Genomic DNA, 13102 nt, shown 5'->3' with positions numbered 1-13102 from the left:
GTAACGGAGAAATGTCAGAGCATAATCAGAAACGGTTCATCTCGTTCAGCAACGTAGCTTCCAGCGGCCCTAACAGCTTTTGGAGGCCAATCCGCTCCTGTTCTTCTTCAAAAAAATCTGTATATTTCTGCCGCAATTCTTTCCCCGGTGGAAACATGCCGCAGTAATGAATAATCCGATGCAGGGCATACAGCCTCATCGGCACAAAACCGGACCTGTCCAGCACCTGGAGCCCTTCGTCCAGCAGATTCTCCGCTTCACGCCATGCATGACGCCGCAACATCCACAGTCCCTTGACCACCTTGTAACTGCCGATCTCACGCAAAAAAGGCTTGACGGACAAAATCCCGGCTTCAATGGCTTCCGCCATCTTCTCCAGCACGCGCTCCTCCGCCCCTGCGACCAGGTGCACAAACAGCTCCGAAATAGCCGTTTGCGGGATGAAATACTCATAATCCGGTTCGGCGATCACGGTGTGACTCACCTTCAAGCGTTCCAGCGCTTTATCGGGCTCTCCCGCCAGCGTATACCAATCAAGAATGTTGAGAATCTCCATTTCTCTATGCTGCGCTGGAGACAATAGTTTCTTCTCTAGCACTTGCTCGCAGAGTGCCAGCTTCTGTTTCGGGTTACCCGTGAGAATATAAAACAACAGCAGCGAATAAAAGCGTTCGTTCAGCGGAACCTCGTCCGTATTCAGCAGCCATTCCAGATCCCCTTGTACAAAACGGACATAGACGGAATAGAACGGGTCCAGCTCATAGCCAAGCACATCCTGTTGGCGTGCAAGGGTCAGCATCGAACGGCCCTGGCCGTATTGGTGGTATTTCTCGAATATATCCCGCATAGTCTCATTCAGCTCCGGATCCCGGACGGTGGGGTTCGCTTCCGCTGCGTTCTTTGGACTCTGTACAGCCAGACAATAGCCGAATCCCCGGACCGTCTTAATTTCCAAGCCTGCAAAATGGTCTAGCTTCTTACGAAGCCTGTATATATGGTCATCCACCGTGCGCTCAACCGGATATTCCAGCGGCCATACTTTATCCAGCAGCTGTTCCCGGCTGAATGTACGGCCTCTGTTGCGATGGAGAAATTGCAACAGAGCGAACTCCTTGGGCAGCAGCTCTACCGTTATGCCTTCGGTAGTCACTTTATATTCGCTTGCGTGTAATTCCAGTTGCATGCGGGTATCCCTTCTTTCCTATGGACCGGCTTCATGACTTCAGTATACCAGTCCACCTTAGCGGTGCTCCAGAAAAAAACGGATGACGGTCTATCGTCTCGTACTAAAACATCCTTCATCTCAATTATTACCTCAACTCTCCGCTTTACCACTATTTATGATACCGTTCTCTGTAACGGCAAGTTTTGTCTAAACGAGAATGCCGCCCTAGTGGCGGCATCACTTTTACTTCATTCATTTTTTTCGGTCAATTCCAAAAACTTATTAATGTCCGACATAACCAATCTAGCTGCATTTTCCCAGAATTCTGCCTCTCGTAGATCAACACTCAGGTGTTTTGAAGCTAACTCCTCAACCGTCATGCTTGCTGACTCACGTAATAAATTCTCGAACGTAACATCAAATCTTTCCCCTTTCTCCAATGCTTTTACATAAATTCCAGAACTGAAAAGAAAACCGAACGTGTAAGGGAAATTGAAAGAGGAGCTTCCGCAGCGGTTGATTTCGATTGCGTGCTTCCTCCGCTCCGGTCCGCGCGATCGACCCCAATGTCCTCCTTCGGACAGGGGTTCTCCTCCTTGCCCTGTAGCATGCAAAAAGCACCCTTTCGGAGGGGTTCCAGCTCCTTTCTTATGTCAGTGGAACTTCTGTGTGAATATGTGATGCTGTGGATATGTTTATATGTTGCAAAAGAGTTATGCACACCAAGGTTTTTTTGCTTGTGAGCATTGTGTATAACCCTGTGGATAATTCCCTTTTTACGAGACTTGAGAACGTTATAACAACTCTCTTCTAAGCTGTTCAGCCGATTTGGGAGACAAGTAGCCAAAAGGAATGTCGAATACCGTTTTCGCCCCTACAAAGCCTTCCTTCGCAAATCTGCTGATTGCTCTAGCATAAGCGACCAGTACACTGCCGGTAAATTCAGGGTTGCTGGCCAGATTAAGTCCAAATTCTATAATTTGCTTGCTATCGGCTCCTGTTATCCCGCTTCTAAGAACAAGTCCTCCGTGAGGCATTAAAGAATGTTTCTCCTGCAATTCTTCGGCACTAATAAAATGGACTTGAGTTTCGTAATCGGCAAAATAGTCCGGCATCGTTATAATCTCTTTTTCGATGCGAGACAGATCTTCACCAGGCTCCGCTACAACGAAGCATTCTCTCAGGTGCTTATCTCTTGCGGACAATACCGGATTCTCTCCCTTTCTTACCAGGTTAACCGCTTCCTCATTAGGAACCGTATACTGCACCGCGTTGTTTACGCCTTGAATTCGACGAATCGCGTCCGAATGCCCTTGACTCACCCCTTTGCCCCAGAACGTATATTCCTTTCCTTCAGGTAATACGGCTTCTGCCAGCAAACGGTTTAGTGAAAACAGTCCCGGGTCCCATCCTGTTGAAATTACACTGGCATGTCCGCTTTTCTTTGCCGAAGCATCTACCGAATCAAAATATTCATTGATTTTAGCGTGCCTGTCAAAGCTGTCCACGGTATGGAACATGGAGGCGATAGACGGGCCTTGCTCCGGTAAATCCGTTGCCGAACCGCCGCATAATATCATCACATCGATTTTCCCTATATAATTATCGATTTCAGACACGTGTACCATTTTTGCAGATGAAAGCATGCTTTCGGGTTGACGTCTAGTAAAAATTGCTGCAAGCTCCATATCCGGATTTTGCCGAATGGCCGATTCAACGCCACGGCCCAAATTTCCGTAACCCACTATGCCTACATTAATCTTGTCCAAGTTAATTACCCCCATCATTTATTGAATATGTTCCAGTAACCTCTCTTCGGCCGCCACTGACACGAATGGGTGAAGTTAAGGGTTAACGACCGAGAGAAGAAACTCATTATCCTCTGAAATGACCGTAACCTCTGACGTAAACTTCGCATCCACATCCAATCGGATACATTTAATGTAAAATCCCCGTAAGTATGCACGAAGGCACTCTACTCCGAAGAGTAGAATGCCTATGGGATGCTTTTACCATATCACAGAATGACCATCTTGTCGATTTATTAAGGCACTGTACGGAAGTAATTCACATTCACGGGAACAATCTCCCCATTCGGATACTCTTTTACAATGGTTCCATCCGCAATCTTATATACAATGTAGGTATTATTTGCTTTCGCATCTATCGTCGCCCGTTCACCTGTCATTCGGATGAGTTCCTGAAGGTCATTACGGTCAATCATATCTTCACACCTTCCTTAAGTGGTAGTTTTCAAAAACTCTATTCATGCATACGCTCTGTTCTCTTCTTGAGTGTTCCTTCGTTTTATAACGACAATTTCCTTAATCTATAATTTCAATTAGACTTTGTTGTCTCCGTATGGAAGAAATTAGGTTTCTGTATTGTGTTATCATATCTTCGGTGGAAAATATGTGTTGTAGCAGGTGAAACAGGTGGGATCAACCATGTCCAGTTGCCAGTTACTTCTCTTCCTTGCTTTTGTTCATTCTGCTCAAAGCCTTGGAGTTGCCTGGAAGCTGTATGATGATCGACTATCGTTACCTTGTTCTCCTGAAAGGAGTGGAGCACAGCTACATTCAGTTCGATCAAAGCCTTATCTCGCCATAGAGTTGACTCTCGCTTCCTATCTAATCCCATAATAGAAGCTACCTTCGGAAGCATGTTGTAACGTTCAACATCAGCTAAATTGCGAGCACCTATCTCGGTCCCCATATAATAACCATTGAAAGGTGCAGCCATATATCGGATACCACCAATATCCAAAAACATGTCTGATACAGCTGGAACAGCGTACCATTGCAGATTCAAATCAGCAAAACCTTCTATCTCAGGATGGGTAATAGGCACTTCCAGAATACAGGCTTGTGGAAGGTCGAAAAGTCTTGGTTCACGATCTCCAATTTGGATTACTATAGGTAGAACATCGTAATGTCCTCCTCTACCTTCCCATCCAAGCTGTTCACAGAATTGAGTGAATTTGATAGAATGTGGATCGCCTGTAATCCCATGTTCAGTTTCATATCCAGCATATCGAATTAATTGATGATTAAGAATTCGAATTTGCTTCGACAAGTCCATTGTCGACTTAAATATGGTGATTGTTGGACGGATTTTGCCATCATTAGTTGCATACTCAAGATGTTGAAGTAGCGCTCCATAAACTTCTTCCTCTGTATCTAGTTCACGCGCATCAAATACGGTAAGCATATTCCAGAAGAGCCTACCAATACAGCGATTGCTATTGCGCCAAGCTAGCTTGGCTCCATACTCTAATTCTTCGAAGGTATGGGTATAGTAGCCTTGCACTGTCATTAAATGTTTAATCTCCCTAACTCTAGCTTCGATCACCTCATCCGATTTCCCTAATTCACCATAACATATCCGAATAAACTGCTCTGCTTCTTCCACTTGGATGATTGATTTCATGTTTCCTATTCTCCTGTTAGCTTAATAGCATCATTATAACGAAAAACATTTCCAAACAAAAACTCAGCGACTCCTCTACCATTGAATACCGAGAGATGATCGCCGCTTAGATATATCTCTTCTTTCACTTTCTACTTGACGGGGCTATGACCAGAGATACTCCATGGCCAGTATTTTTTCTTCCCATTCATTTACCTGAAGGAATTGAAATCTATTACATTCAGCTAAATGCAGATGAAAAATTAACATCAAAACTACTTGAACACCAAATCGAGCATCACCCGGATACCATGTTTGTCTGTTTACAACGTCAACTCTTCAAAGTCAGCCAAATGATTGCAGCATTTACTGCATCGTTAACTGTAGCAGTCTGCTCATGAAAAGGTAAAAACCCGCTCCAGGAGCAGGTTTTCAGTATGGAGGCGAGGGGAGTATCGATATCTTGATTTACCTTGCTGTCGAAGCTTACTCGCGGATTACTACCTTAGCGGTTGATTTCGATGCCGCTTTGAGGCACTTAATTTAATAGACATGATGTTATCGTCATCTGTAGTTTCAAGGGATACTATATCATTATTGAAAATACGTGCATCCATTATTAATCCTCCCTTCTGCTCCCGTTGCGTTCATTTAGCTTTAAATATGGATGAAAAGTAATCTCTAAGTAGAATTTGATGCTCCTGTAAAAATGTAGTACAGAAGGGATTCTTCTCTTCAAATGATGTTCCCTTCATAACTGCTAAAGAAAAGCAATCTGCAAAAACTTCGGCTAATACTTCATCTGAGCAGGGCTTAAACATTCCTCTTACAGCTTCCTTAAATGAGCTTGGTACAATTGTTAGGCTCTTCGTCATGCGCACTTGAACTACATGTCCTAACTCATGCATGAAAATATACTCTGGGTTGGAATTGCTATCAAGATCATTCTTGTAAATGACCACTAAATGAAGATGCGGGAAGTATCCTGCATTCATGCTTCTGTTGCCATACGGAACGAAATAGAACCGAATAGGTACACCACTAGTATTGCGAGCCAGAAAACGCCTAGCTCCAAAACGCTCAAGTATTTGAAGTAAGCTTTGAGCAGTAGTCATTTTCAATATGGGCTTTTTAGACTCATGGAGATCATCTAAATCCTGTAGCAGACTTTTCAATAGCTTAATCTGCTCTTCATAATCACTGCCCGTTACATAGAAAGACAGAAAATCCGAAACAAAACATGATAATCCCCTCTTAGGCCCCACCATCACGAATGGAGCTGCTAGGCTCACCTTCGAATCAATTAGAAATTGTTGAAATATACTGTGAAACACTTGGTTACTCTGTTTTTTCTCTGCTCTATTAATTAGAATTGAGACGAGTTCTCTTTTTGAGCATAGTGTACTCTCCATTAACAGTTCACGAATTCTATTGTTCATTAGAGACCCCAGTAGATTTATTTGTGCTTCCAATAAGGATGCTCACTAAGGCTTAACTTCTTCAGCTTTTCCGTGCCTTCTCCTGAGCCCACTCCATGCCTGGAATCGCTGCTTCTAAGACAGAAACCACCCAAAACATCTCGCTAGTTAATGCATATTGCATATCGTTCCTCTCGGTTGCTTTACTATGTAAATTCGTTAATTAAATTACAAATACCTTCCATATATAAATAAAGCCCGTTTATTGTAAAACTTGATTCATTATTTTGAATCAGAATTACCGTTTCTACTGTATCTTGTCCTCGATCAGGCAAGAAAAACATCCCTTACTCCGCTCCCGTGCGCGGGACTGAACCCCTATCCTCTTCGGACAGATGTTCTCCTCAAACTTCGCCCACCAAAAAAAAGGACACCGCATAGGTGTCCTTTTCCGTACTGGTATGGAGGCGTGGGGATTTGAACCCCTGTCCGAAGATCACGCCACACAGGCTTCTACGGGTATAGTCATAGTTTTGATGTCACTTAAGAGTTACTAGAATTAGTAACGACCTGACTTTCCATTGCTTCCAAATCGCTCCGTACATGATCATACATCTAGGAGAAGCGAAAGGCTTGTCTTCTCATCCACATCGTTGCAACCCACTTTTCCCCTTTGATCACTGGTGTACCTGCATGCAAGGTGAAATCGTTTAATTCATGATTACTGTAAAAATATTCGAAGTAGACCGCCATGCCTTTGTTAGGAAAAACAGATAAATTAAGCATGGGGAACGCCGTTTCTCCGCCTTCCTCCACATCATTCAAATACATCACGAGCGTACTAATTCGATTGTTGGCACTTGCTCGACTCGTTTCTGCGAAGAAATCATAATGAGGTTGATACTCTTGGCCAGGGGTATACAGCAGAACTTGCAAGCCATCACCATGCTCAATAGGAATATTCATAATTTGAGAGAATCGCTTCTCGATTCTTGTAATCGTCTCATTCTCCTCACAGAACACCCCGCTGCTCGTTCTGATTTGATTGACCGTACGATCTTCACCTATTTTTGAACGTAGCAATCGTTCCCTAGAATGTTTAATTAGCTCATCGCATTCCTCATCGCTAAGCACATTTCCTAGTACGACAACCAGCGGTGCCTCATACTTGGCAAGAATTCGAATCTCTCGATCTTCTGTCTTAATTGTATTTCCAGTATGATCAAATATCGTCCGTTCTTTCTCTGTCGTATTCCCTATCATCCTTACACAGCCCCTATATTATGACACTCATCACAATACCATAAAATGGAATGAATTGCTCTACTAATTTCAGAAAAATCAAAATAATCAAACTTCCTGGTAACCTGAAATAGGATGAGAAAACAAGAGAAACCCAATAGTCAAATGGGCTACTGGGTTTCTAAAAAATTGTAATCTTATATTAAGTTGGCGACTAAAAGGCTACAATTTGAAGGCATAGAAAGACCCCGACCTCTTGCGTTCGGGGCTTACATGGTGGAGGCGAGGGTTGTATCGATATCTTGATTTAACTTGCTGTCGAAGCTTACTCGCGGATGACTAGCTTAGCGGTTGATCGCCATAGTGCTCACGATAGGTATAGATGTTGTAGTGTGCAATATAACCACAGTAGACATACAGAAACGTGTAGAGGGACTTGTCAATCAAAGAAGAATCTCGCTTTTTGACTACCTTTTCAAATTTTCGGTACAAACGTACTTTTTCCATCGTAGTAAACCGCTCCTCGGATAAAATACCATAATCTTCTGCCATAGGCATCCTCCTTATTATTCGGTACTTTACGGGAACAAAAAAATGCCCGTATGGACCGGAACGTGACACGGGAAAGCACAGCTCTCCTGTCATAATTCCGCCCATAGGGCATCTGGCTCGCGAAAAGGGTACAACTTACATCTACCTTCAGTATATCATTACAAATCTTGGTGAGTACGCTTTTTTACACTGTCTCAATTGGTTAGAAGATACCTTTTATGTTTACTCCATTTATTAATGAATGCTTGCTCGTGCCAAGCCATATATTTACCGGATCCGATTGTGATGTCCAATAATCCATCCCCCATTTGTTATCCCGGCCGCCGTTAGAGTCAAAGTAAAAATATATTGGGTTTAATGCATCCTTGTAAGCATGATTGGATTGTTTCACTGTTAATTTTCTTAAATGACTATTTGAAATTTCTACTAAGTAAGTCACTTATTTTAGAAGTGCCTCATCTTGCAATCTCGATATAATTTCATTAACGGTTTCTTCCGGGGTCAATTCAGATGAGTCCAACCACATCATCCCGATTCGAGGTGTTTCATTTCGCAACAGACTATCCAACCCTTCAACGGTCCAAACACCATATCCTTTTTTTAAACGGGCCGATTCCCTTTGTCTGACAACCGACGAGTTTGGACAAAGAACCACCACATAAAAGGACTGTTTTGGATATAAGCTATAAAATCATTCAACATTGGTCCAATTACGACATCTTGAACTACAACTGTAAATCCTGCTTGAAAACAGCCATCAGCTGATTGTGCCGCCAACCGATATCGTAGCCGTAATTGATCCAGATCATCACTTCCAGCGTCTGGCTGAACTTCTTTATGATTATAAACAATCATTCTCCGGAAAATATCTCCCCGGAAATGCACCGATTTCTCGGACCGTTCGGCAAGCAACTGTGCTACTGTTGATTTTCCACTCGCCATTATTCCGGTAATTAAAATAATGCTAGGACATTCTGCCAGCATAGAGTCATCGCTTCTTTCTTCTTTTTACATATATTATAGGGTAATAAGTAAGCTGATTTATGTGCGAGCTTCGATAATTATGTTATATTCCGATCTTCTGTCCGTTACTTGAGCCGACAAAAGGGATCACCTAAACTGCAACAGCAGTAAGTGATCCCTTTTCTAGTAACGTTCCCTTTAGCTTAGTTCACATCCTCCTCATAAACAATCTTCCGATTTATAGCAAGCCGATCTCCTCCTGGTGTGGGTTGCTGCAGCTTCGTTTACCGTTAGTGTAACGACTTTTCGATCGTTCCCTCTAGTCTCATATAAACTTCTCTCAGTAAATCCAAGCGTTTTCCAAAATCCATATCCAATATTATTCCAATACATAACTTCAAGATCTATATTTTAGTGTGTAATAATTCAAGTAACTTCTCAAACGCTAATTTTCCATATCCTTTTCTTCTACTATTTCCGGAAATCCAGGCGTCCCGGCCAGCCACATCAAGCAGCATGGGGTTCACAATGACATGATTCATCAGACCGTTCACGAGCATTAGGATCATGCAGACCTGTATAAAATTGATTTTGATATTCCCGGCGGCGGTATCCATTTGTTCCTTATTCTCCATATAGTGGTTTTTTTTACGGAGTAGTCATTCCATTTATTGCATGGATCATGTACCTTAGGTATGGCAAATCAAAGCGATAAAGACGGAACCTGAGGTTCCTCCTTTATCGCTTTGGATAAGTGACTTGGATTATTCCGTCATGCCTGACGCAGCAATATGATGAAAGGCAGCATCAGCAACAAATAATTCTGTACCGTTCAACACTTGTGCCTCCTGCTTCCACAGCAGCTCCCACTGCTGGATGACCGTTCTATATAGACAACAACAAAGTCACCATTAATAGAAACGACAATACCTTTCTAGGACTCACGCAACATACCGAATTTCACTCACCCCTGTTACAAATTAAATTTCATTCCCACTCCGTACCAACGCAAGAGATGCACCCGATCTTCTTCTTGCTCATCAAAGACCATTCCACTCCTGGTAAAGGGCTTCTGCATCGGCTCGGAGAGCTGCTTTTGCAGAGATTGAAATATGTTTCTGCATTTGTTCTTTTTCCATATGTTTTACGAAGTCCTGCATATGCTTGGATGCATTCTTGAAATTCCCCTTTTCCAACTGGTGCTCCACTTGTTTCAATGCGTTACGAAGCTGAGGGACAAGAGGATCCGTTACATCGCCAGATATCGTATAACGCTCCACCAGTTGCAGCATTGATTCTATACTTGTTATAACGTTTACCGTCATTGTATCCGACTTGAAGTTCCCTGTATAATCCATGACAAAAACCGTAACGGTGTGTGGTCCGAGCTGTCCAGCCCAATCCTTCGTGAAAGATTGCTGAAAAGTCATAGGACCATACACGATATCGCTGACCGTAACCGATTTATCTGCTACACCTGATAGAGGATCGTTAAATTCGAACGTCCATTCAAGCGGCATCCCGTCCTGCAGGTTCATACCGTTTGAGATTAAGACCTCCCCCACATACAGTCTATAGTCTGGGGCTTGCTTATCGATACGGACTTCAATCGTCTTCGGTTCTTCCTCGATCATCTGCTTATTTACCGAGCGGTAATGCATCGTATGGATACCGCTATCCTCCAAAACGACTGGCGTTTCATATTCAATCCATGTACCGCCAGCGTTCAAGCTATATTCCGTTCGCATAACGTTATCCTTATTGTAATATACCTCCAGCGTGACAGAAGCATCCGACTTATACCAACCGTTGACCAATACCCCTTGAACCCCTGCCGTTGTAACTGGTGGGGGCGGATTCACCAGAAAACCATAGGAGCTGATCTTCCCGATTTCAATGGCTGATCCGCTATTCGCAGTGGTTGCTTCCAAGCCATCGGCAGCAAATGCATAAAGAGTATGCATTCCTTTACTTAAGTCCGCCACAATGCCTACCCAGTCGGCCCCGTTAGGAGATGCTGTGTGCCATGATCCAGTCAGTGAATCTACCTGATAGTAAATGCGCTGTGAGTTGTTAGTACCCAGGAAGGTAAACATCGGATTCGTCGTATCCGACGTATTCTCAGGAAGCGGGGAAATCAGTACCTCCGGTAAACCTGGAACAACAGATTGCTCAGTCACTACCGTTACATCATTCCTTCCACTGTTCGTTACGTAATATTCGTTTAAGGACGGGTTTACGGCTATTGCTTGCGGATTTTTTCCAACCGGTACTGTTACGGTAAAAGGAGTAAAAGCTCCAGCGGTTGTCCCGTCAATTACGGTTACATTTTCGCCCCCATGGTTCGTTACATATACCTTATGGTTAGCCTGATTAACTACCACCGAAAAAGGAAGAATTCCCGCAGCTACGGAAACAGTATGATTGGTTTCACCGTCAATCACCGTCACATTGTTACTAGAAACGTTAGCCACATAGACCTTCCCAGTAAGTGGATTCACAGCTAAGGATAGCGGGTTTCGACCTGCTGTCGGGCCCGAGCCAAGTGAAACCGTTGCAGTTGTGTTGTCTTTTCCATCAAGCACAGTAACATTACTGCTTCTAAAATTTGCAACGTATATTTTGTTTGTTTCAGGATTAACGGTTAATGCCGTTGGTGCTTCTCCGGTTGGAACGGCAATGGTAGTCTTATTAAGTCCATTAATCACCGTAACCGTATTACTGTTGTAGTTAGCTACATAAATCATGTTGGTAGCAGAGTTTACGACTATTGCTGTTGGTGCTTGACCTACTGGAACGGTAGTCGTACTGAGGTCGTTCCCATCAATGACCGTAACGTCGTCGCTAAACAAATTAGCCACGTAAATTTTGTTAGTCGCTACATTGACAGCCACAGCCTGCGGATTGATTCCCACTGCAACGGTAGAAATAACGTTGTTATTTGTACCATCGATAACCGTAACGTTATTGCTGCTAAAGTTCACCACGTAGGCTTTGCCCGTTATAGGGTTAATCGCTATACTTGTTGGCGCTTCTCCAGTATGAACGGTTGCAGTAGTTCCATTCGTTCTATCGATTATTGTTACTTCATCGCTGTCCTTATTCGCTACATAAACCTTATTAGTAGTCGAATTTACCGCTACAGCAGCAGGATGCGTTCCCACAGGAACAAGAGTAGTGTTATTGTCCGCTCCATCTATAACCGTAACATTGCCTCCGCCGTTGTTGGCAGTATATATTCGGTTGGTTACCGGATTGACAGCAATTGCAAATGGCGTTGTACCAACAAGTAATGTGGTGGTAACGGGCACGCCAGAAGTACCGTCTATCTTCGTAACGCTGTTGCTGCCATAGTTCGTTACAAAAATATTGTTAGTCAATGTATTAACTGCAATGGATTTCGGATTTGTCCCTGTACTGATCGAAACTGTTGTATGATCGGCACCGTTAATAATAGTCACGTTTCTGCTGTCGTAGTTGGCTACATATACAAGGTTCGTATTCGGATTTACAGCCACCGCAGTCGGTTTTAGACCGGTCGGAATCGCCGGAGCTACAACAATGTCATCCGTTCCGTTTATAACCGATACATTATTGCTGACTGCATTAGCTATATAGACTTTGTTACTTTTCGAGTTAACCGCTACTGCTGTAGGACGTGACCCTGCTGATATATGTTTGATCGCTTTGTCGGACGATCCGTCAATAACTGTAATCGTATTACTGAGAAAATTAGCTACATAAATTTTATTGGTTATCGGATTGATCGCTATTGCTTGCGGCCCCAAACCAGTAACAGTACCTACTTTCAATGATATGGTTACGGGGTTGTTATTCGTCCCATTGATCATGGTGATCGTATTGCTGTCGCGGTTGGCCACATAGATTTTGTTGGTTACCGGGTTTACGGCCACTGCCTGAGGATTAAAACCTACCGACACATGATCCGTAGTGTTGTCCTCCCCATGAATCACCGCTACGGTACCAATACCTGAATTTACGACATATATTTTATTAGTCTTCGGGTTCACCGCAACTGCAATTGGTCTTGGTTGCTTTCCATTCACCGCTGCTCCGGTAGACACTGTCGCTGTGCTGTTATTCGATCCGTCAATGACCGTTACGCTGTTTCCCGTTGCATTTACCGCATAAATCTTATTCGTCACCGGATTAGCCGCTATTGCGAATGGATTTGCTCCTGCCGATATAGTAGATGCAGAAGTTGCCGCTTCGACATTCCCTATATTCAACAGCAAGGCAGAAAGCAAAGCACTGATCAGCCACACTGAAAACATCCATCGGATTTTCACCATATCTAACGTCCTTTCATTGGCCCTTAATTTTCCCCGATCCC

The 13102-nt window shown here is 43.4% G+C and carries 10 protein-coding genes; all 10 read right to left on the bottom strand.

Features of this window, described 5'->3' with window-relative positions:
* Positions 1–25: 25 nt before the first annotated feature.
* The 10 genes from AC58QD_RS15445 to AC58QD_RS15400 all read right to left on the bottom strand — a co-directional run bounded on the left by AC58QD_RS15445 (position 26) and on the right by AC58QD_RS15400 (position 13061).
* Positions 26–1183: a winged helix-turn-helix domain-containing protein gene (locus tag AC58QD_RS15445; protein WP_497334711.1), complete on the bottom strand. Its 1158-nt coding sequence runs from the start codon at positions 1181–1183 to the stop codon at positions 26–28.
* Positions 1184–1959: 776 nt separating this feature from the next.
* Complete coding sequence (locus AC58QD_RS15440; RefSeq protein ID WP_497335001.1) at positions 1960–2949, bottom strand: diaminopimelate dehydrogenase; 990 nt, start codon at positions 2947–2949, stop codon at positions 1960–1962.
* A gap of 260 nt (positions 2950–3209) precedes the next feature.
* On the bottom strand, positions 3210–3389 hold the full coding sequence (locus tag AC58QD_RS15435; RefSeq protein ID WP_497334709.1) for a hypothetical protein: 180 nt from the start codon (positions 3387–3389) through the stop codon (positions 3210–3212).
* A 113-nt stretch (positions 3390–3502) separates the two neighbouring features.
* Positions 3503–4594, bottom strand: a complete 1092-nt coding sequence (locus AC58QD_RS15430; RefSeq protein WP_497334707.1) for a nitric oxide synthase oxygenase — start codon at positions 4592–4594, stop codon at positions 3503–3505.
* Between the two features lie 626 nt (positions 4595–5220).
* The gene (locus AC58QD_RS15425) at positions 5221–6012 is read right to left on the bottom strand and encodes a hypothetical protein (protein ID WP_497334705.1); all 792 of its coding nucleotides are present in this window, start codon (positions 6010–6012) and stop codon (positions 5221–5223) included.
* A gap of 594 nt (positions 6013–6606) precedes the next feature.
* Complete coding sequence (locus tag AC58QD_RS15420; RefSeq protein WP_497334703.1) at positions 6607–7254, bottom strand: 2OG-Fe(II) oxygenase; 648 nt, start codon at positions 7252–7254, stop codon at positions 6607–6609.
* Positions 7255–7572: 318 nt separating this feature from the next.
* On the bottom strand, positions 7573–7785 hold the full coding sequence (locus AC58QD_RS15415; protein ID WP_497334701.1) for a hypothetical protein: 213 nt from the start codon (positions 7783–7785) through the stop codon (positions 7573–7575).
* 600 nt (positions 7786–8385) lie between these two features.
* Positions 8386–8769, bottom strand: a complete 384-nt coding sequence (locus AC58QD_RS15410; protein WP_497334699.1) for a P-loop nucleotide/nucleoside kinase family protein — start codon at positions 8767–8769, stop codon at positions 8386–8388.
* A gap of 383 nt (positions 8770–9152) precedes the next feature.
* Positions 9153–9365: a hypothetical protein gene (locus tag AC58QD_RS15405; protein WP_497335021.1), complete on the bottom strand. Its 213-nt coding sequence runs from the start codon at positions 9363–9365 to the stop codon at positions 9153–9155.
* Positions 9366–9788: 423 nt separating this feature from the next.
* On the bottom strand, positions 9789–13061 hold the full coding sequence (locus tag AC58QD_RS15400; protein ID WP_497334697.1) for an FIMAH domain-containing protein: 3273 nt from the start codon (positions 13059–13061) through the stop codon (positions 9789–9791).
* Positions 13062–13102 lie beyond the last annotated feature (41 nt).

It is taken from the genome of Paenibacillus sp. J2R1T-4 (assembly GCF_059692235.1).
Note: the sequence above shows the minus strand (reverse complement) of the source record. Positions and strands in the feature narration are given on the sequence as shown.

What these genes read in the sequence shown, in the direction of transcription:
- AC58QD_RS15425 (WP_497334705.1), bottom strand. Translation starts at nt 6,012, where the DNA reads ATGAACAATAGAATTCGTGAACTGTTAATGGAGAGTACACTATGCTCA.
- AC58QD_RS15440 (WP_497335001.1), bottom strand. Translation starts at nt 2,949, where the DNA reads ATGGGGGTAATTAACTTGGACAAGATTAATGTAGGCATAGTGGGTTAC.
- AC58QD_RS15435 (WP_497334709.1), bottom strand. Translation starts at nt 3,389, where the DNA reads ATGATTGACCGTAATGACCTTCAGGAACTCATCCGAATGACAGGTGAA.
- AC58QD_RS15445 (WP_497334711.1), bottom strand. Translation starts at nt 1,183, where the DNA reads ATGCAACTGGAATTACACGCAAGCGAATATAAAGTGACTACCGAAGGC.
- AC58QD_RS15410 (WP_497334699.1), bottom strand. Translation starts at nt 8,769, where the DNA reads ATGCTGGCAGAATGTCCTAGCATTATTTTAATTACCGGAATAATGGCG.
- AC58QD_RS15405 (WP_497335021.1), bottom strand. Translation starts at nt 9,365, where the DNA reads ATGGATACCGCCGCCGGGAATATCAAAATCAATTTTATACAGGTCTGC.
- AC58QD_RS15415 (WP_497334701.1), bottom strand. Translation starts at nt 7,785, where the DNA reads ATGGCAGAAGATTATGGTATTTTATCCGAGGAGCGGTTTACTACGATG.
- AC58QD_RS15430 (WP_497334707.1), bottom strand. Translation starts at nt 4,594, where the DNA reads ATGAAATCAATCATCCAAGTGGAAGAAGCAGAGCAGTTTATTCGGATA.
- AC58QD_RS15400 (WP_497334697.1), bottom strand. Translation starts at nt 13,061, where the DNA reads ATGGTGAAAATCCGATGGATGTTTTCAGTGTGGCTGATCAGTGCTTTG.
- AC58QD_RS15420 (WP_497334703.1), bottom strand. Translation starts at nt 7,254, where the DNA reads ATGATAGGGAATACGACAGAGAAAGAACGGACGATATTTGATCATACT.